Source organism: Geodermatophilus sp. CPCC 206100 (genome assembly GCF_048569675.1).
Classification (GTDB): domain Bacteria; phylum Actinomycetota; class Actinomycetes; order Mycobacteriales; family Geodermatophilaceae; genus Geodermatophilus.
The window spans coordinates 175,988-194,588 of sequence record NZ_JAQISV010000004.1; the positions used below are offsets into that span (position 1 = coordinate 175,988).

The following is an 18,601-nucleotide window of genomic DNA, read 5'->3' on the forward strand; positions in this document are numbered from 1 at the left end:
TCGCCGCCCTCGCGCCGATCCGGCACTGTCGGCACCGACGGGCGGTCAGTGGCCGTGGGCGCCGCGCGTCCTCGTGGAGGGGATGACGACCCAGGCGGTGACGGCAGCGACGACGAGGAGGACGGCGGCGGTGACGGCGGTGCCCTGCATGGCCCAGGTGAACGCCTCGCGTGCGACCGCGAGCACGCCCTCCCCGGCCCCGTCCTGGGTCGCCCGGGCCAGCGACTCCCGGACCCCGGGGCCCGCGTCGCGGGGCAGGGCACTGCGGTACAGGACGACCTGCAACGAGCCGAGCAGCGCGATCCCCAGGGCGGCGCCCAGCTCGTAGGAGGTCTCGGACAGGGCCGAGGCGGTCCCCGCCCGGCGCGGCTCGACCGCGCTCACCGCCGCGTCGGTGCTGAGCGTGAACGCCAGCCCGAAGCCGCAGCCCAGCACCACCAACGCCACGGCCAGCCAGGCGTACCCGGACAGCGCCTCGGCGCCGGCCAGCGCCAACATGCCGACCGCGGCGACGGCCAGCCCGAGGCCGATGGCCCGGCCCAGGCCCAGGCGGGCGACCAGCGGCCCGACGACTGCGACGACGGCCAGCGAGGCCAGCATCAGTGGCAGCTCGCGCAGGCCGGCCTCCAGCGGCGAGTGACCCCGCACCAGCTGCAGGTACTGGGAGAAGAAGAACAGCAGGCCGGTCAGCGCGAGCAGGGCGACCAGCTGACTGGCGAGGGCGCCGGAGAAGGCCCGGTTGGCGAACAGCCGGATGTCGACGAGCGGATGGGCGATCCGCCGCTGCCGACGGACGAACAGGATCGCGGCCGCGACCCCGGCCGTCGCCGTCCCGGCCGCCGCCGCGGTCGGCCCGTGGCCGATGACCTCCTTGACCGCGTACACCACGCCGAGGACCGCGACGATCGACTGCAGCGCGCCGACGACGTCCAGCCGCCCCGACCGCGGCGCGCGGGACTCCGGGAGCAGGAACCAGCCCGCGACGAGCAGCACGACCACCACCGGCAGGTTGACCAGGAAGACCGCCCCCCACCAGAAGGACTGCAGCAACGCGCCGCCGACCAGTGGGCCGAGCACCGCCCCGCCGGAGGCGGCCGCGCTCCACAGCGCGATGGCCCGGGTCCGCTGGCGCGGGTCGGGGAAGAGGTTGCGGATCAGCGACAGGGTCGAGGGCATGAGCGTGGCCCCCGCAACGCCCTGGGCCGCCCGCGCCGCGATCAACGTCGCGGGGTCGGCCGCGACGGCGGCGACGCCCGAGGCCAGCCCGAACGCCGCGGTACCCAGCAGCAGGACGCGCTTGCGGCCGTACCGGTCGGCCAGGCCCCCCATGAGCACGAGCAGGCCGGCCAGCGCGAAGCCGTAGACGTCACCGATCCACAGCAGCTCCCCGGCCGACGGCCGCAGGTCGGCGGTCAGCGCGGGGACGGCCAGCGACAGCACCGTGCTGTCCACCGACAGGAGCACCACCGCCAGGACCAGCACGGCCACGGCCGCCCACTCCCGCGGCCCGGCGGAGCGGATCTCCTCCGGGCGGGTCGGGGCGGGGTCGGAGGCGGCGACGGCAGTGCTCACGTCGAGATAACGTACCGTCCGGACGGTCGGTTAGCAACGGGCTTAGGCTCACTGCGGGCGTGGAGAGGGAGGCGCGGTGCCGGGTCAGGTGCGGGATGCGGGGCGCACGCGCCGGGCGTTGCTGGATGCGGCCGCGCGGTCGGTGCTCGCCCACGGGCCCGGCGTCAGCCTCGAGGTCGTCGCCCGGGAGGCCGGCGTGTCCAAGGGGGGCCTGCTGCACCACTTCCGGACGAAGGACGAGTTGCTCACCGCCCTCACCGACGACCTCTTCGAGCAGTTCGACCGGGCCGTCCGGGACCGGCTCGACCCGGACGACACCGAGCCCGGTCGACTGCTGCGCGCGTACGTGCGAGCCACCTTCGACGAGCTGGAGCGAGGCGGCGGCCACGACGCCGTCGAGCAGACGACGGTCATGGCCACCCTGAGCTCGTTCCCCGAGCTGACCCGCCGGTCGCAGGAGCGCTACCGGCGCTGGAACGAGACCCTCGCCGAGGACGGCGTCGACCCACAGCGCATCCTCGTCGTGATGCGGGCCTGCGACGGCGTCTCCATCGCCCCGCTGTTCGAGGGGCCGCTGGGCGCCGCGGAGCTCGCGACCACCCGGGATCTCCTGCTGCGGCTCACCCGCGGATCCGGCCCGCTCGTCGACGGTCCCTGAGCCTCACGCGTCGACGGCGGGCCCGGTGCACGACCGCGCGAGGTCAGCCCTCCGCGTACGACGAGCTGTGGCCCTCCGTCGGTGTCCGGGGCGACTGCGCCTCCCGGTTGGGCCCGCCGTCGTCGGGCGGCCGCGGGTCCTCGACCTGCGGGTGCGGGTCGTCACCGCGGTCTCGGGCGCGTCCGGCGCCGGGCAGACCCGACACCACCTGGTGGAGGTCGTCGATGAGCTCGAGTATCGCGTGCAGGTCGGTCGGCACCCGCCCCAGGTCGGCGGTGCGCGGGAGGGAGCCGGATTCCAGTCCGCCCAGCAGCCGCGGCACCTGGTCGGTGAGCGCGGCCAGGGCGGCGACCCTCTCCTCGCTGAGCAACGCGGGCAGGCGCTCGAGCAGCGTGCCCAGTGCGCGGGCCGCGTCGTCGGTGAGCTCGCGGTCGAGCCGGGTCAGCAGGCCGAGGGCCGCGGCCGGCTGCCCGCTCCCGAGCAGTTCCTCGGTGCGGTCGAGGTTCTCGTCGGACAGCATCCGGTCCAGCCGGGTGCCGACCCGCGACAGCCGCTCGTCGTCGAGCAGGGCACCGGCCCGGTCCACCAGGCGCGGGACGCGGTCGGCGGCGAGCAGGGCGTCGAGCCGGCCCAGCAGACGCAGGACGCGCTCGTCGGCCGCGAGGTCCAGCAGCGTGCGCACGCGCTCGTCGGCGGCCAGGTCGAGGGCCTGCTGGACCCGGTCGCCGGTCAGCAGGTCCAGGGTCCGGTCGACCCGTTCGTCGGTGAGGACGTCGAGGGTCCGGTCGACCCGGTCGCCGGTGACGAGCTCGAGGGCCCGCACGACCCGGTCGTCCCCGGCCAGGTCGAGAGCGCGCTCCACGCGCTCGTCGGCCAGGTGGTCCAGCAACCGGTCGACGCGGGGCAGCAGGTCGGCGGCCAGCAGCCGGTCGAGCCCGTCGGCGAGCCGGTCCAGCCGGCCCGAGGACAGCAGGCCGTCGACGGCGTCGAGGACGCGTGGCACGACGTCGGCGCGCGACCGCAGCGTGTCCACGGCGCGGGTGACCGCCTCGACCCGCTCCGGCGCCAGCGCGGCGTCGAGCCGGTCGACGAGCGCGCCCAGGGTCGCGACCCGCTCCGGCGTCGCGACCGCGGCGACGCGCCGCACGACGTCGGCCGCCACCTCGAACGCCTCGGGACCCACCGCCGCCGCCCGGGCCAGCGCGGGCCCGGCGCCGTCGAGCAGGGAGCGGGTGCGGCGCAGGACGTCGTCGGCCAGGGGCAGCAGCGTCTCGGCGCGCGGCAGTGCCGCGCTGAGGCTGCGGACGGAGTCGGCGAGCGTCCAGGGCAGGTCGAGGAGGTCCGTGGGACCGGGCAGGCGCACGAGCGTCGTCTACCCGCGCCACCGCACCTGACGCCCCCCTGCCCTCAGACCCCTGGCATCATCTGAGGAGGTCGGCCAGGACGCCCACGTCCGGCAGGTCCAGGTGGGGTCGTACGTCCTCGGGCAGGTCCGTGAACGACTCCGCGTGTCCGATCCCGGTGTGCACCGCGACGGCGAGTGCCCCGCCCTTGTGGGCCATCGGCACCTCCAGTTCGGGATCGTCACCGACCACGGCGACCTCCGCGGCTGGGACGGAGAGGTGGCGCGCCGCCGCCTGGAGGGCCTGCAGGGCCGGCTTCCCGACGACGGTCACCCGGGCTCGGGTGATGTCGCGGACGACGGCGCTGATCGCGCGCGAGGTGCCGAGCGTGCGGCCTTCGGCGGTCGCGAAGAACAGCGACTGGGAGGCGCTGTAGAACCTGGCCCCCTCGAAGACCGCGAAGCAGGCGGCCTCGAGCGCCTCGAAGGTGAGCTCTTGCCGGTACCAGCCCGCGAAGACGGCGTCCGCCGTCGCTCCGCGCACGGGCGGGAGTGTCTCGATGCCGGCGGCCTCCAGCGGTTCGGTGATGCCCTTGCCGCCGAGCACCATCACCCGTCGGTGTCCTCGTCGCCGGAACACCTCGGCCGCGGCCGTGGCCGGCGTGAGGACGGCGTCGTCGGGCACGGGGAAGCCGGCCTGCTGGAGGGCGTCCGCGCACTGCCTGGGCGTCTTCACGGTGCCGTTGGTGAACACGCAGAACCGCAGGTCCCGTTCGGCGAGCAGGCGCACGAACTCGACCGCTCCGGGCAGCGCGCGCAGCCCGCGGTTGTTGCGGTCACCGAGGACCAGGGTCCCGTCCATGTCCAGCACGAAGCCGCGCACCCGCCGCAGCCGCTCGAGGGCGCCGGTGTCCAGGTCAGGCACGGGGGGTTCCTTCCGCACGGCGGTGCACGAACAGCCGCAGATCGGGCTTGCCCACCGCCAGGTCGTGGACGGACGGTCGCTCGCCGAGCTCGCGGAGCAGGGTGAGCACCGGTGTGAGGGTCGGGTTGTAGTGCGCCGGCGCGGGACCGACGGCGACCATCGCGTCGACCTGCTCGGCGGGCATGTGCGCCCGCAGCAACAGCTCCTCGTCGCTGATCGTCGGACCGAACTGGCGGCGCAGCTCGGCCGGTGACGGCGGTGGGGGTTCCGACTGCAGCTCCCGCGCCCGGGGCCGGTCGAGGATCCGGTCGAGCACGTCCGGGTCGATGGGCGCGGTGGGCCGGCCGAAGCTGCCCAGCGCGTACCGGATCACCTGGTCGGGCACGTTCGAGTAGCGCTCCCCGATCACGTTGAACAGCGCCTGCGACACGACCATCTGCGGGAACGGCGTGACCATGATCGGGTGGCCGAGCTCGGCGCGGACCCGGCCGACCTCGTCGATGAGGCTGTCGAACCGGTCCTCCATGCCGATCTCGCGCAGCTGGCGGCGGGTCGTCGTCATGACGCCACCGGCGATCTGGTGGTGCAGGAAGGCGGCGTCGAAGTCCTGCGGTCGCCCGGCGGGCAGCTCCTCCGCTGCCGCCAGCCGCTGGAAGAAGTCGCAGGCCAGCCCGAGGGCGCGGTCGTCGATGTCGACGTGGTGGCCCATCTCGCGCAGGTTGGCCACGGTGCGGCGCACCTCCGGCAGCGACGAGCCGTTGCCGAGCGGCCCGCAGCCGGTCTGCAGCACCTCGATCCCGAGCTCCGGCGCCAGGGAGTAGGTCAGCGGAGACAGTCCGATGGTGGCGTGCGAGTGCAGCTCGAGCGGCGTACTGCCGAGCTCGGCCTTGATCGCGGGCAGCAGCGTGCGGGCCCGCTCGGCGGTGAGGATGCCCGCGGGGTCCTTGACGTAGACACGGTCGACGTCGGGGCACTCGCGCATCTGGCGAGCGAGGTCGGCGTAGAAGGCGTCGTCGTGGACGGCGCTGATCGTGAAGGTCAGCGCCGCGACCACCTCGTCGACGCCGGCCTTCTTCAGCCGGCGGGCGGTGGCGCGGGCGGCGTCCATGTCGTGCATGGGGTCGAGGACGACGACCCGGTCGATGCCGTTGGCGACCAGCCGGTCGTAGACCAGCTGCATCGTGTCGGGGTGGGAGTTCTGCCAGGAGATGAAGCGGAACCCGGTGCCGATGAACTGCAGCTTGGTCGTGGGCATGAGCGCGCGGGTGCGCCGGAACAGCTCCCAGGGGTCCTCCCGGTGGGTGCGGACGAGCATGCCCATCGCGGTGCTGGAGCTGTAGTCCAGGGCCCGGAAGCCGACCCGCTCCAGGAGGGGCGCCACCTGCAGCACGTGCGCCGTGCGCAGGCCGGCGGCGCCCCAGAGGCTCTGGTTGCCGTCGCGCAGGGAGACGTCGACCAGTTCGACGTCGGCCATCAGGACACCTCCACGAGGTCGGGCTGGGAGCTGCGGAGGAACCGCTCGAAGAAGCCGGTGTCCACTCCCCCGGCGGCGAACTCGGGGTCGGCCAGCAGCGCCTGGTGCACCGACACGGTCGTCGTCACGCCCTCGACGCGCAGCAGGGCGAGCGCGGCGCGGGCCCGGGCGAGCGCGTCGGCGCGGTCTGCTCCATGCACGATCAGCTTGGCCAGCAGCGAGTCGTAGTAGGGCGGGACGACGGAGCCGCCCTGCACGTGGGTGTCCACGCGGATGCCGTTCCCCACCGGCAGCACCACCCGGTCGATCCGCCCCGGGGAGGGCCGGAAGTCCGCGGTCCAGTCCTCGGCGTTGATCCGGCACTCGACAGCGTGGCCGGTGAGGACGACGTCCTCCTGCCGGATGGACAGGGGCCGCCCCTCGGCGACGGCGAGCTGCTCGGCGACCAGGTCGATGCCCGTGACCATCTCGGTCACCGGGTGCTCCACCTGGATCCGGGCGTTCATCTCCAGGAAGTAGAACGCCTCCCGCTCGCGGTCGTAGAGCAGCTCGACGGTGCCCAGGCCGCGGTAGCCGAGGTGCTCGGCGAGGGCCAGGGCGGCCCGCGCCATCTCGGTGTGGACGCGGTCGGGCAGCAGCGGCGCCGGGGCCTCCTCGAACAGCTTCTGGTAGCGGCGCTGCACCGAGCAGTCGCGGTCGCCCAGGGCCACGGCACGGGCGCCGTCACCGATCACCTGGACCTCGACGTGCCGGCCGGAGGCGACGTACCGCTCCAGGTAGACCCGCGGGTCACCGAACGCGGCGGCGGCCTCGGAGACGGCGAGGTCGAGGGTGTGCGGCAGCTCCTCAGCGGTGCCGACCAGCTTCATCCCGCGCCCGCCGCCCCCACCCACCGCCTTGACCAGCAGCGGGTAGCCGACCTCGGCGGCCACCGCCTGCGCGCCGGCCAGGTCCGCGGCCTCGCCCCCGGGCACGACCGGCAGCCCGGCGGCGATCGCGTGCGAGCGGGCGCGCAGCTTGTCCCCGACCGCCTCCAGGGACGCCGGCGTCGGACCGACGAAGACGATCCCGGCCGACTCGCACGCCCGGGCCAACGCCGGGTTCTCCGAGAGGAAGCCGTAGCCGGGGTGCACCGCGTCTGCGTGCACCGCCTGCGCGGCGCCGACGACGGCCGCCGGGTCCAGGTAGCTGGCCGACGCCGGCGCGGGACCCAGGCGCACGACCCGGTCGGCCAGCCGCGCCGGCAGCCCGTCCAGGTCCGCGTCGGAGGCGGCGAGCACCGACTCGATGCCCAGCCGGCGGCACGTGCGGATGACCCGGACCGCGATCTCCCCGCGGTTGGCGATGAGCAGCCGCCGGATCCTCACGACGCGCCCTCGCCCAGCCCGGCGGCGTCCGCGCCCGGGTCCACCACGAGGAGCACCGCGTCGGTGTCGGCGAACTCCCCGTTGGGGGTGCGGAACTCCACGACCGTGCCGCGGACGCCGGCGTGCACCGGCGTCATCATCTTCATGGTCTCGACGATGCCGACCACGGTGTCCTCGGCGACGCGGTCGCCGACCTCGACGAACGGTCCCGCACCCGGCTTCGGCGCCCGGTAGAAGGTGCCCAGCAGCGGCGGGTGCACCGCCACCATGCCCTCGGCCACGGCGGCGCGCGGCCGTTCCGGCTCGGCCGCCACGGGCGGTTCGCCACCCCGCTCCACCGCGGGCCGGCGGAGCACCTGCTGCTCGGCCGTCCAGCCGGACGCGCCCGCGCGGCGCACCGTCAGGGTGAGGTCGGCCAGCTCGAGGTGCAGCTCGTCCAGGCCGCTGGAGTCCAGCGCGTGCAGGACGTCGCGGACGTCGTCGGGGGTGAGGTCCATGTCAGCCGCCCGACGGGCGCTTGCCGCCCAGCAGGTTGACCACGTGGTCGAAGGCGCGGGCGGTCGGAGCCGCGACCGCGGCCGCGTCCTTGTCCGCCCACACCGTCTCCGGGCGGCTCTGCAGGAGGAAGACGTTCTCGCCGGGCGATGCCGTCCGCGACACCGCCCACTCGATGTCCTGCGGGCAGCCGTAGTGCGCCTCGACCCGCCGGGCGATCGCCACCAACTCGGCGATCTCGTCGTCGCTGATGGACGGGACGTCGCGCAGGTTCCCTGGCACGTCGCTCTCCACCACGCCGGCCCCGCCGGGGTCGGGCTGGTGCCAGCGGGTCTTGGTCGACACCGTCCGCCGGACGATCTCCCCGGTGACCTTGCTGACCACGAACGAGTCCGGGGTGACGTCGCCGCCGACGACGGCCGAGCCGAGGCCCCAGCTGGCGTCGATGGCGACGACCGAGCGGTCGCCGGACAGCGGGCTGCGGGTGAACATCACCCCGGAGCTGCGGGAGCCCACCATCTGCTGGACGACGACGGCCATCGCCAGGTCCGTCTCGGGGATGCCGCGGCGCCGCCGGTAGGTCACCGACTCGACGCTGTACAGGCTCGCCCAGCACCTCCGCACGTGGGAGAGGACAGAGTCCGCGCCGCGCACCCACAGGTAGGTGTCCTGCAGCCCGGCGAAGCTGGCCTCGGCCGAGTCCTCGCTCGTGGCGCTGGAGCGCACGGCCACCGGCAGGTCCCGCTGGCCGCACTCGTCGGCCAGCCGGGCGTACGCGGCGGTCACCGCCTCGGCGACCTCGGCCGGCAGCGGCGCGGACTCGACGGTCGACCGGAGCTCGGTGCAGGCGGCCGCCACGGCATCGGCGTCGGCCGGGTCCAGCGCGGTCACCCGCGGGCCCAGGTCGAGCGCGGCGACCGCGGACCGGAAGGCCGCCGTCGTCACCACGAAGCCGTCGGGCACGCGGATGCCGGCCCGGATCAACTCCCCGAGGCTGGCCCCCTTGCCACCGGCCGCCGGGACGTCGTCCCGGCCGACGTCGGCGAAGCGCAGCACGGGCGGGAGTGTGGTCATGGTGCTCCCCCTCAACCGAGGACGGTGACGACGCCGCGATCGCCGTCGACGCGGACGCGGTCACCGGTCCTGATCTTGGTGGTGGCCTGGCCGGTGCCCACCACGGCCGGCATGCCGTACTCGCGGGCGACGATGGCCGCGTGCGACATGGTGCCGCCGATGTCGGAGACGGCGGCGGCGATCTTGCCGAACACCGGGCCCCAGCTGGGCGCGGTCACCGGGCACACGAGGACCTCGCCCTCGCGGATCGACCCGATCTCGTTGACGTTCATCAGGACGCGGGCGACGCCCTCGACGACGCCCGGGGAGGCCGCGTACCCGCGGACGGTGTTGTCGTCGAGCTCGTCGCCGGACAGCCAGGTCTCGATCGTCTCGTCGGTGATGCCCCAGAGCATCTGCACCGCCGGGTCGTTGAGCGCCTCGGGCACGGGCCCCAGCGCCGGCGGCGGCGACCAGGACGACAGCGCCGCCACGATCCGCTTGCGCTCGGCGACGATCGGCTGCCAGTGCCGGGCGCCGAGCTCGCTGCCTCCGGAGGCCCAGGCGAGCTGGACGTCGGCGAGGGCGTCCTCGACCTCGACGTGGCGCAGGTGGAACACGTCGTCGGGTTCGGCCAGGACGCCGCGGTCGGCGAGCAGCCGACCGAACGCGCGGATCTTCTGGAAGAAGCGCGTGGTGAACCAGTGCTCGCAGTAGAACTTGTGCGACTCGATGTAGGGGAACACCTGCCGGCACAGCCCGAGCATCTGGTCGAACGCGGCCCTCTCGTCGTCGCTGCCCAGCAGCGCCCGGTACTCCTGGGCGATCCGTTCGCGCTCCTCGGCCAGCCGCTCGGTGGGTCGGGTGAGGTCCGCACCGGCCGCGACCTGCTCGACGTAGCGGGGCAGCGCGGCGAACGGCACGGTCAGGTCGTCGGCCCAGGACAGGTGGTGGTGGTAGAAGCCGTCGCCGACCGAGACGTTGAACCACGGGTCCTTGGCCTCCTCGAGGGCGGCCAGCCACCGGGCGCCGGCGTCGCCGCGCTCGCCCAGGCCGGCCAGCACCTTGGCCGGGTCGCTGCCCTCGACGAACAGGTCGGCGACGTCGAGCTCCACCGCGAGCGCGGCCAGCTTCTTCAGCTCGTCGTCGGGCCGGTACATGGTCACGTCCATGCCGGCGACCATCCGGGCGACCATCTGGTCGCCCATCTCGGGGAACGCCTGCTTGCAGAAGCCGAAGAAGACGACGTAGGCGCCGTAGCCGAGCATCAGCAGCTCGGTGTGGTGGTGCCACATCTTCGAGTACAGGTCGATGCACCGGTGGAAGTTCTCGCGGAGCAGGTGGTTGGAGGCGTAGCCGCGGTGGCCGGTGACGACGGAGAGGTCGTCGAGCTCGGGCAGCTGGGGCACCTCGACGGCCTCGATGTCGGCGATGAGCGCCTCGATCCGCTGCTGCCACTCGGCGTAGATCGCGTCCCAGTTCTGGTAGTAGTGGCCGGCCCGCTCCTGGAAGTGCGCCAGCCGCTGCTCGATCTGCGCCGGGTCGGTCACCGGGTTGGCGGTGATGTAGACGCGGCCGTTGAGGATGCGGTACTCGATCCCCAGGGTCGTCGGGAAGGAGAACAGGCGCGCGGTGTTCGCGCCGATCGCGGTGTACGGGATCTCGGAGGTGAGGCCGTCGAAGGCCGGCACCACCTCGGGGAAGTGCATCGAGTTGTAGAACCAGAATCGCTGGTCGTCCTCGGGCTGGAACCGCGAGAAGTAGGGGTACATCTGCTCCCACCCCGCAGCACCCGGGACGTCGGCGATCTGGGACGGCAGCGGGAACGACCGCTCACCGGTGGGCTGGGACATCTGTCGTCTCCTCTTCTCGGGGGTCAGGCGAGCGAGTAGTCGCACTGCGTGCGGGCGTACTCGATGACGTCGGCCAGGGAGCCGGGGTCGGCCATGGCGCTGGGATCGGCGACGTCCGCCGGGTCGGCGCCCATCAGCAGCCGGCGGACCGGGACCTCCATCTTCTTGCCGCTGCGGGTCAGCGGGATCGCGCGCACGGCGATGAACCGGTCGGGCACGTGCCGCGGCGTGTACTCCTCCCGGAGCCTGCGCCGCAGCCGTTCCTGCAGCCGGTCGTCCAGGACGGCACCGGCCGCGAGGACGACGAACAGCGGCATGAAGAAGCCGCCGCCGGGCAGGTCGAGGTTGACCACGAGCGAGGTGAGGACGGCGGGGTCGTCCTCGACGACGCGGTAGATCTCCGCGGTGCCGATGCGCACCCCGTGCCGGTTGAGGACGGCGTCGGAGCGGCCCCGGACGTAGCAGCCGCCGTGCTCGTCGACCTCGAGGAAGTCGCCGTGCCGCCAGACGCCGGGGAACGCGTCGAAGTAGCTGGCCCGGTAGCGGGCGCCGTCCTCGTCGCCCCAGAAGTAGAGCGGCATCGACGGCATCGGGCGGGTGATGACCAGCTCCCCGACGCGACCGACGACCGGGTGGCCGGCGTCGTCCCAGGCCTCCGCGGCGACTCCCAGGCAGCGGGCCTGGATCTGCCCCGCGCGGACCGGCTGCGTCGGCACCCCGCCCACGAGACCGGTGCAGATGTCGGTGCCGCCACTGCCGGTGGCCACCCACAGGTCGTCGCCGACGGCCTCGTAGAACCACGCCGTGGTCGCGGGGGCGACCGGCGACCCGGCCGGCATGACGATCTCGAGGGCGGACAGGTCGAACCGCTCCCGAGGGACGATGCCGGCCTTCTTCATCAGCTCCACGTAGGTGGGGCTGGTGCCGAAGAAGCGGGCGCGGCTGTCCTGCGCCAGCCGCCAGAGGACGTCGACGTCGGGGTGCGACGGGTTGCCGTCGTAGAGCACCGGCACGATGCCCGAGGTCAGCATGCTGACCAGGAAGTTCCACATCATCCAGCCGGTGGTGGTGAAGAAGAACGCCCGGTCGCCGGGACGCAGGTCCTGGTGGAACGCCAGGGACTTCAGCTGCTCCAGCAGGATCCCGCCGTGCCCGTGCACGATGGGCTTCGGCAGGCCGGTCGTCCCGGAGGAGAACAACACCCACAGCGGGTGGTCGAACGGCACCTGCTCGCAGACGAAGTCGTCGGCACCGGAGGACGGACCGGCCAGGACGTCGGGCCAGGACGTGACCGGCACCGGCAGGCCGGACACCGGCAGGCCCAGCACGGGCACGGACACGACCTCCGTCAGGCCGGGCAGCCCGGCGACGATCTCGGCGACCTCGTTCCGCCGGTCGAAGTCCCGGCCGCCGTAGCGATAGCCGTCAGCGGTGACCAGCACCGTGGGGCTCAGCTGCGCCAGCCGGTCGAGCGCGCCGCGGGCGCCGAAGTCCGGGGAGACGCCGGCCCACACGGCGCCCACGCCGGCCGCGGCGAGCATCGCGATCATCGCCTCGGGGGCGTGCGGGAGGTAGCCGACCACGCGGTCCCCGGGCCGCACCCCGCGCTGGCGCAGGTGGGTGGCGACCGCACGGATCCGGCGGGTGAACTCGTCCCAGGGGAGCTCGTGCAGCGGCTGGGTCTCGCTGGCGTACAGCAACGCCGGTACGCCCGGCACCTGGCTGCGCAGGACGTGCTCGGCGAAGTTGAGCCGGGCACCGGGGAACCAGCGGGCGCCGGGCATGGTGTCGGCGGCGAGCACGGAGTCGTACGGGGCCGACGAGCGGACCCCGAAGAAGTCCCAGACCGCCGACCAGAACTGCTCCAGCTCCGTCGTCGACCACGCCCACAGGGCCCCGTAGTCGCCGAACGTCCGGCCGGTTCGCTCCTCGGCGAAGCGGGTGAACGCGGTCAGGCGGGTCCGCTCCACCCGGTCCGGGGACGGCGTCCACAGCAGGTCGCCCTCGCGGACGGACCTGTCCTCGGCCGCCCCCGGCACCGCCGACCCCGACATGGGCGAGACAGTCGCCGAGGTCGGTGTGACAGGCAACACCTCCCTCCCGGTATGCGGAAACTCCGGGCCGGACGAGGCCGCAGGCTCAGCCCAGGCCGCCGGCGTCCGTGACCGCCAGTCCGCTGCGGAGCAGGTCGGCGCTCAGCGAGGCGGAGGCAGCTCGGAGGTGCGGCAGCACGCCCGACAGGCGCGGGCTGCGCAGCGGTGCGAGGAGGCCGAGCGCGGCCACCACGCCGTCGTGGCCGCTCACCGGGGCGGCCAGGGAGGAGACGCCGAGGCGGTGTTCCTGTGCGCTGCGCGCCACGCCGCTGCGCCGGATCTCCTCCAGCTGCCGGTAGAGGGCAGCCGGGTCGGTGACGGTGTACGCGGTGTGCCGCCGGAGGCTGCTGACGACCCGGTCGACGAGGGCGGGGTCCGCGTAGGCCAGCAGCGCCTTGCCGACAGCGGTGCAGTGCAGGGGCAGGTGGCCGCCGGGGCTGTGCCGGGTCGGCAGGCTCCTGGTTCCGGAGAGGCGCTCGATGACGAGTGCGCCGGCACCGTCCAGAACGGCCAGGTGGACGGTGTGTCCGGTGGCCGCGACGAGGTCCTGCAGGTGCGGCAGGGCGAGCTCGCGCAGCTCGGTGGGCGGTGCGAGCAGCCCGAGTCGCCAGAGGAGCGCGCCGATCTCGTAGCGGCCGTCGGCCCGGCGCACCAGGAGGCGGCTCTCGACGAGGTCGGCGGCGAGCCGGTGGACGGTGGCCAGCGGGAGGCCACTGCGGCGGGACAGCTGCGAGAGGTTCAGCACCCGGTGGTCGGCGTCGAACGCGCTCAACAGCGACGTCGCCCGGACCGTGACCGATCGCCGGCCACCCGTCTGACCGGCTTCGCGGTCGCCGCCCATGCCACCACGCTAGTGCTCGGCGTTCCCCTCCTCGCTTGGTGATCAGTGCTCCGCTTTTTCCGCATCCCGGAAAGAGGTGGTGCCGATCACGTCAGCCGGTAGCCCCTGTCCCCGCGGCCAGCAGGTCCCCAGGGCCGCTCCGGCGGCGTGATGGAGAGGCGGAGGACATGACGACGTCGAGCGGCGAGGCCGTCATCTCGGCCAGCGAGGTCGACATCTTCCTCGAGGAGGTCCTCGTGGAGCGAGCTGATGGTGGTCGAAGTGGGGGCGGCCCGCCTCCGGAAGCGTTCAGGGGCAGTACCGGATCTCTCCAGATACGGCCCCTGAGCTGCGACTTCCCACGGGCTCGGGTTCATCTGTGGAGGTCGAGCCACAACGGACTCCGGCGAACCGTCTGCTGCCACCCCCCCGACCACACGCGAGCCTCCCCGGTGTGACGGGTGGACCGACGGCCCACGCCTGTTCACCGGCCAGGTCGCTGGATCGGTGTAGGTTCACATCGGCGTCAGTTCGGCGCCAGCCCCTCCGCTGGCGGAGGGAGATCGGCGGTCCCTGCCATGGGACTCACCATCACTCGGACGTCTCGTCGACTCACTTCGATCTCATCATGACCACCATCCGAGTCACTCGCCGCCCGCGGACTCCCCGGGCGGACGCCGGAGACCTGACGGCGACGGGTGCACAGCGCGCCTTCTCCGCGGCCACCGACCCGGGCAACCAGGAGCAACCCACCGCACTGCTCGACGCGCTGAGCGCGGCCGGCCCGCCGGTGCCGACTCCGCGCTCGGCTGCGCTGCCACTGGACCGCGAGAAGACGGGGGTCTGGGAATCCGAAGGCGGTCACCACTGGTCCGCTGACGCCAGGCATCTGCACGAGTGAGCGACGGGGCCAGACGTCGCGCGGAGTCGTTCTGCACCGGCCCCGCCAGTCAAGTCGAGTGCGGGGCCAAGGCTCGCACCAGGTCACCGACGAAGCGGCTCACCCACGACGAGAAGCGGTGACCTCCGCGCTGCGCTGTGGGCATCACGACGTCCCGGTAGTCGCCGGCGGGCGCCGGACGCCCCGCCTTAGCCGATGCGCTCGGTCGCGGCGGGTCGAGCGCCTCCCTCCGGCGTCCTCGACCCACGCCCCGGGACGCCTGGCCCTGAACTCAGCCACGCCCGCCGTGCGGCCTGGACCGGTGAAGCCCGGCGAGACAGCCGTTCCCGGCTCGAGAGAGGGCGGCCGCGCGGACGGCGGACCGCCGCCCGCGTCATCGCCCCGCCACCGGGAGGCACTGCCCGGCACGTTCGAGGCGTCCGGCCGACGACTCAGCGGAGCCGGCTGACGACTGTCGAGCCCAAGGCCGGACACCCGTCCGGAGGTGAGCGTGGCGTCGAAACGGGTCACCGAGATCCTGGCCGCCGTCCTCCGGGAGTCTGGTAGCGGGATCGGGCTGCCCAACGCCCTCGTCCGCGCCTGTTCCTCCGCGCTGCCGGTCACCGACGCGACGCTGGCCCTCATGACCCAGGACGGTCGGAGCCCTCGGCGCTCGACGGGTGGAGGCGAGCCTCCTCGCCGTCCACCTGACCGCCTTCGTCGGCGCGCCGTTCCTGGTGCTGAGCCCGTGGCAGGCGCTGGCGTTCCTCGGTGTCCACCAGGCGGTCTTCGGCTTCTACATCCGCCAGGTGCTGACTCACCTGGACGGAGTGGCAACCGGAGCCGCCGCTGATCCCGGGCCGACTAGCGTAGCTGCGTAGTCCCGCGCCCGTCGGCCCCACGTGACAGGTCGGCCGGTGCACCGCCTCCGTCGACACGGTTCCGTCGGGGCGACGGTCTCCAGGTGACGCGCGGGCTCGAACGAGAGGTGCCAGACATGTCGACGGCCGGTCGGAAGCGCCTCGACGGCCGACTGCAGCTCACACGCTTTGCCGCCGGCAGTTCCCCCAGTGACACACTCGTCGTCTCGCACTATCCCGTAGGGGGCAACGACGCGAACACGGGACCTCGCTACCAAGCAGAGGCGTCGCTGACCGGCTACGACATCCTGGGCATCACCCGGGTGGGTACGAACACGCTCAGACCGAGTCCCGGCCTCCGCGCCGAGTTGTCGCCCGACCGGTTCGCTGCCACGTGCGAGGACCACGCGCCGGAACTGCTGTCGGCCTGCAGGGGCTACGACTACGTGATCATGCGCGGCCAATCGACGGGTACGCTGCCCACCCTGGGCATCCTGATGTCGGAGGCGATCCCCGCGACTCACCTCCTCATCGAGGACGGCATCAACACCCGCAGGTCCCGCGACGGTTCAGTGCGGCGGCCCATCCCCGCCCGGCTGGACTGGTGGCGCCACACGCGCAGTGAGCGCGTCGACATGAGTCGACCCCCGGTCGCGGAGTGGTCACTGCCTACCCGGCTGCCGACGACGTGGGGCACGGTCCTCGAGTTCCTGGTCGAGCAGTATCACTGGGCCCCGATCTGGCGCAGCGGTTACACGCGGGACTCGGTCATCGAGATCGTCCGCCGTCAGCCCCGACTGCCTGTCCTGATCAAGTTGTTCGGGCACACGGCGATGACGACCCGCAGTGAGGCCCAGTCTTTTCGAGCCGACATCGAGGACATCGCCCAGAAACGTCGCTCCCGGTCACCGGACGTCGCCGAGGTGCGCATCGACTTCGATGTCGACGCATGGCATGGGTTCATCGTCTATCCCGAGTACGGGGCGGCCAATCTGCGCGAAGCACGCGCAATGCCCAGTCCGTTGGCGTCCACCGGCGAGCGCTGGCCGGGACCGTCCCCCATCCACTCGAGCAGTTCTGGACCGGCCGACCACGGCGGAGCCTCACGACTGCTCCGCGGGCACGTCCCCTGTTCAGGCCGGGAGGCGTAGCGTCACGGTGTGGGTCTCATCTCGTGCACCGCCCCTGCGGTGCCGGATCCGGTGTTCGTCTATCCCGCCGCTCCGACGGCGAAGTCAGGCTGGCTCCACCATGAACATCCGCGTTCCGCACGCCACCGAGGCTCGGACCGGCGTCAGATCCCCTGCCGAGAGGGCGCAGGCGCTGGCCGACACCGGGCCCCAGCCCAGGGACGGAGCTATGTGCGCCGTGTGCCCGCACGCGGTGGCCCGTCACGACTCGGTCGGGCTCAGGTTCTGTCACGCCACCCTCAGAGGCAGCATCTCACGGGGCTGCGCCTGCCGGTCCTCCTGAGCGGCCGGCCCCGGCCGGCATCGTCACCGCCGCTACGCCAACCATCGCGAGGCGGACGTCGCTCGGCAGTCCTGCGGCGGCCCCGACAGGTTCCCTCGTGGACTCCGCAGGTTGCACTCTGCGGCGATCACCGGCTCCAGTCCATGGTGCTCGGATTGCTCTCCTCGCCGAGCGACCACCACGCGAGCTGCCCGGGGGCGAGGGTGAGGTAGCAGAACTCGCTCTGGCCCGGCAGCCGCGCCCTGAGCGTCACGAACTGGTTGCTCGCCCGAGCCGTCTCGATCTCCCTGGCGCGACTCGCGAGATCGACGGAGTCGTCGAGTTCCCACACGAGGTCCGTCCCGGCCATCCGCAGCATCTTCGGCATGTCTCAGGAAATCAGGCGCGGGCCTCGACGGGCCAATGGACCGGCGCGGCGCACCCCTCTGCTGGACACTCTCTCGAGCCCCTTCGGCGGAAGCGGGTGGCCGTCGGAGACCTCCACCGAGCGGATGAGCGCCTAGTGTCAGGGATGTCCGGAACGAGTGACACGCCACCCTCGTGGTGCCACCGAACCGGCGACGGCAACAGGCAGGAGCGGACCATGTCCCTTCTCCATCCCCCAACCACGCCGGGTCCCTCCCGGGCCCCCGACGGCACGGTGCCCTCCAGTCAGCGACCGGAGCAGGCGAGCTCACCGCGCTCCTCGACCGAGCCGCGCCTGCAGGTGCGCCCCACACGCACTGGACGCCTCTGGGTGGCAGCCTGCGCGGGGGCAGTGCTCACGGTGGCCCTGATCATCTTCATGATCCAGAACACCCGCGCCGTGCAGGTGTCCTTCCTCGGGATGACCGGTACCACCTCCCTGGCACTCATGCTCCTCATTGCTGCTGTCGGCGGCATCCTGCTCACGCTGATCCTCGGCAGCGCCCGCATCCTCCAGCTCCGCCACGCGGTCCGCAGGCGCCGCCGCTGAGGGATCCCGATCCCGCCCGCGATGAACGGGTACTCCGGGGCGTCGACCAGCCCTGAGTTGTCGTGGGGCCGGTCGGGGTGACGACGTCCCCTGCCACGAGGTGGTCGTGGGCGTAGCAGGAGCCGCCGCGACCCTGCTCGTCGAGCGGACGGCGATGCGCCTGCGCTCCCGTCGGCCGGGTCCGCGCACAGCGAGTAGTGGCGGGTGAGGCCTTCGGCGAGGTGCACGTCGATGTGGCCTCCGGGCCGCCAGGCCGGGAAGTCGCCCTCCGCGGCGGCGAACTCCAACTCCACGACGTCGCCGGCGATGACGCGCCTGCCGACCACGCTGGCCGGGAGCCAGCCGGTGTCGCCCACCGCCTGCGACCTGCCGGGCGGGCGGGGGCGGTGCACTCCCAGGCGATCGGCAGGGCCTCGGCCCCGCGCCCATCAGCGGCGCCCTTGGTGAGGTTTCCCCGCAGGACCAGAGACCGCAGCCCGCCGGCAGAGAGGCCGGTGCGCGGGCAGGCCGACACCGCCGGAGGGAACCGACGTGGGCAGCCGCGCGCACGTTGAGGGGTCGATCTTCCGGCGCGAGGACGGCACGTGGTCGGCCGAACTCAGCACCGGGACGACTACGGCGCCCCAGAGCGGCGGAGTTGCTCAAGAGCCGCCTCCACAGTGCTGGCGCCCGGGCCGTCCGAAGGCGCTTGGGTGAACGGCGGCGTCTTGGTGGCTCTGGACCGTGGCGAGTGGAGACAGCGCGCGGGGCTCAACCTGTCTGCGCGTAGCCAGCCAGATTC

At 73.2% G+C, this 18,601-nt stretch carries 17 protein-coding genes; 6 read left to right on the forward strand and 11 right to left on the reverse strand.

The window, feature by feature from the left end:
- Nucleotides 1-45: 45 nt before the first annotated feature.
- Nucleotides 46-1,572, reverse strand: coding sequence for an MFS transporter (locus PGN05_RS02650; protein ID WP_419750934.1), 1,527 nt, complete (start codon nt 1,570-1,572; stop codon nt 46-48).
- A gap of 76 nt (nt 1,573-1,648) precedes the next feature.
- Between PGN05_RS02650 and PGN05_RS02655 the strand changes: the two genes are divergently transcribed.
- Nucleotides 1,649-2,230, forward strand: coding sequence for a TetR/AcrR family transcriptional regulator (locus PGN05_RS02655; protein ID WP_419750936.1), 582 nt, complete (start codon nt 1,649-1,651; stop codon nt 2,228-2,230).
- A gap of 43 nt (nt 2,231-2,273) precedes the next feature.
- On the opposite strand, the gene PGN05_RS02660 is transcribed toward PGN05_RS02655, so the two are convergent.
- The 9 genes from PGN05_RS02660 to PGN05_RS02700 form a co-directional block, all read right to left on the reverse strand.
- Nucleotides 2,274-3,593 carry a hypothetical protein gene (locus PGN05_RS02660; protein WP_419750938.1) on the reverse strand — a complete coding sequence of 440 codons (1,320 nt, stop codon included), beginning with the start codon at nt 3,591-3,593 and terminating at the stop codon, nt 2,274-2,276.
- A 58-nt stretch (nt 3,594-3,651) separates the two neighbouring features.
- A complete protein-coding gene (locus PGN05_RS02665) occupies nt 3,652-4,497 on the reverse strand; it encodes an HAD-IIA family hydrolase (RefSeq protein WP_419750939.1) in 846 nt (281 codons plus the stop codon).
- Nucleotides 4,490-5,971 carry a biotin carboxyl carrier protein gene (locus PGN05_RS02670; protein ID WP_419750941.1) on the reverse strand — a complete coding sequence of 494 codons (1,482 nt, stop codon included), beginning with the start codon at nt 5,969-5,971 and terminating at the stop codon, nt 4,490-4,492. Before PGN05_RS02670 ends, PGN05_RS02665 begins: the two co-directional genes overlap by 8 nt.
- Entirely contained in the window at nt 5,971-7,338 is a 1,368-nt protein-coding gene (locus tag PGN05_RS02675) for an acetyl-CoA carboxylase biotin carboxylase subunit (RefSeq protein WP_419750943.1), read from the reverse strand. The genes PGN05_RS02670 and PGN05_RS02675 overlap by 1 nt, the downstream gene beginning before the upstream one ends.
- A complete protein-coding gene (locus tag PGN05_RS02680; RefSeq protein ID WP_419750945.1) occupies nt 7,335-7,835 on the reverse strand; it encodes an acetyl-CoA carboxylase biotin carboxyl carrier protein in 501 nt (166 codons plus the stop codon). The genes PGN05_RS02675 and PGN05_RS02680 overlap by 4 nt, the downstream gene beginning before the upstream one ends.
- Nucleotide 7,836: 1 nt before the next feature.
- The gene (locus PGN05_RS02685) at nt 7,837-8,907 is read right to left on the reverse strand and encodes a PEP/pyruvate-binding domain-containing protein (protein WP_419750946.1); all 1,071 of its coding nucleotides are present in this window, start codon (nt 8,905-8,907) and stop codon (nt 7,837-7,839) included.
- 11 nt (nt 8,908-8,918) lie between these two features.
- A complete protein-coding gene (locus tag PGN05_RS02690; RefSeq protein WP_419750947.1) occupies nt 8,919-10,739 on the reverse strand; it encodes a PEP-utilizing enzyme in 1,821 nt (606 codons plus the stop codon).
- Nucleotides 10,740-10,762: 23 nt separating this feature from the next.
- Complete coding sequence (locus PGN05_RS02695) at nt 10,763-12,793, reverse strand: acetoacetate--CoA ligase (RefSeq protein WP_419750948.1); 2,031 nt, start codon at nt 12,791-12,793, stop codon at nt 10,763-10,765.
- An 85-nt stretch (nt 12,794-12,878) separates the two neighbouring features.
- Nucleotides 12,879-13,673 (reverse strand): IclR family transcriptional regulator, encoded by a 795-nt coding sequence (locus PGN05_RS02700; protein WP_419750950.1) that lies wholly within the window; start codon nt 13,671-13,673, stop codon nt 12,879-12,881.
- Between the two features lie 607 nt (nt 13,674-14,280).
- Here PGN05_RS02700 and PGN05_RS02705 point away from each other — a divergent pair.
- The 4 genes from PGN05_RS02705 (at nt 14,281) to PGN05_RS02720 (ending at nt 16,865) form a co-directional block, all read left to right on the forward strand.
- Nucleotides 14,281-14,553: a hypothetical protein gene (locus PGN05_RS02705; protein WP_419750952.1), complete on the forward strand. Its 273-nt coding sequence runs from the start codon at nt 14,281-14,283 to the stop codon at nt 14,551-14,553.
- A 659-nt stretch (nt 14,554-15,212) separates the two neighbouring features.
- Nucleotides 15,213-15,413 (forward strand): hypothetical protein, encoded by a 201-nt coding sequence (locus PGN05_RS02710; RefSeq protein ID WP_419750953.1) that lies wholly within the window; start codon nt 15,213-15,215, stop codon nt 15,411-15,413.
- Nucleotides 15,414-15,496: 83 nt separating this feature from the next.
- Complete coding sequence (locus PGN05_RS02715; RefSeq protein ID WP_419750955.1) at nt 15,497-16,543, forward strand: hypothetical protein; 1,047 nt, start codon at nt 15,497-15,499, stop codon at nt 16,541-16,543.
- A 100-nt stretch (nt 16,544-16,643) separates the two neighbouring features.
- A complete protein-coding gene (locus PGN05_RS02720) occupies nt 16,644-16,865 on the forward strand; it encodes an RGCVC family protein (protein ID WP_419750957.1) in 222 nt (73 codons plus the stop codon).
- 127 nt (nt 16,866-16,992) lie between these two features.
- Here PGN05_RS02720 and PGN05_RS02725 read toward each other — a convergent pair whose 3' ends face one another.
- Complete coding sequence (locus PGN05_RS02725; RefSeq protein WP_419750959.1) at nt 16,993-17,232, reverse strand: hypothetical protein; 240 nt, start codon at nt 17,230-17,232, stop codon at nt 16,993-16,995.
- A gap of 399 nt (nt 17,233-17,631) precedes the next feature.
- Between PGN05_RS02725 and PGN05_RS02730 the strand changes: the two genes are divergently transcribed.
- A complete protein-coding gene (locus PGN05_RS02730) occupies nt 17,632-17,820 on the forward strand; it encodes a lipopolysaccharide assembly protein LapA domain-containing protein (protein WP_419750961.1) in 189 nt (62 codons plus the stop codon).
- Nucleotides 17,821-18,601 lie beyond the last annotated feature (781 nt).

Bases quoted from the DNA above. Each gene is read 5' to 3' on its own strand.
- PGN05_RS02670 (WP_419750941.1), bottom strand. From the start codon at position 5,971: ATGGCCGACGTCGAACTGGTCGACGTCTCCCTGCGCGACGGCAACCAG.
- PGN05_RS02680 (WP_419750945.1), bottom strand. From the start codon at position 7,835: ATGGACCTCACCCCCGACGACGTCCGCGACGTCCTGCACGCGCTGGAC.
- PGN05_RS02685 (WP_419750946.1), bottom strand. From the start codon at position 8,907: ATGACCACACTCCCGCCCGTGCTGCGCTTCGCCGACGTCGGCCGGGAC.
- PGN05_RS02690 (WP_419750947.1), bottom strand. From the start codon at position 10,739: ATGTCCCAGCCCACCGGTGAGCGGTCGTTCCCGCTGCCGTCCCAGATC.
- PGN05_RS02695 (WP_419750948.1), bottom strand. From the start codon at position 12,793: ATGTCGGGGTCGGCGGTGCCGGGGGCGGCCGAGGACAGGTCCGTCCGC.
- PGN05_RS02700 (WP_419750950.1), bottom strand. From the start codon at position 13,673: ATGGGCGGCGACCGCGAAGCCGGTCAGACGGGTGGCCGGCGATCGGTC.
- PGN05_RS02705 (WP_419750952.1), top strand. From the start codon at position 14,281: ATGACCACCATCCGAGTCACTCGCCGCCCGCGGACTCCCCGGGCGGAC.
- PGN05_RS02720 (WP_419750957.1), top strand. From the start codon at position 16,644: ATGAACATCCGCGTTCCGCACGCCACCGAGGCTCGGACCGGCGTCAGA.
- PGN05_RS02725 (WP_419750959.1), bottom strand. From the start codon at position 17,232: ATGCCGAAGATGCTGCGGATGGCCGGGACGGACCTCGTGTGGGAACTC.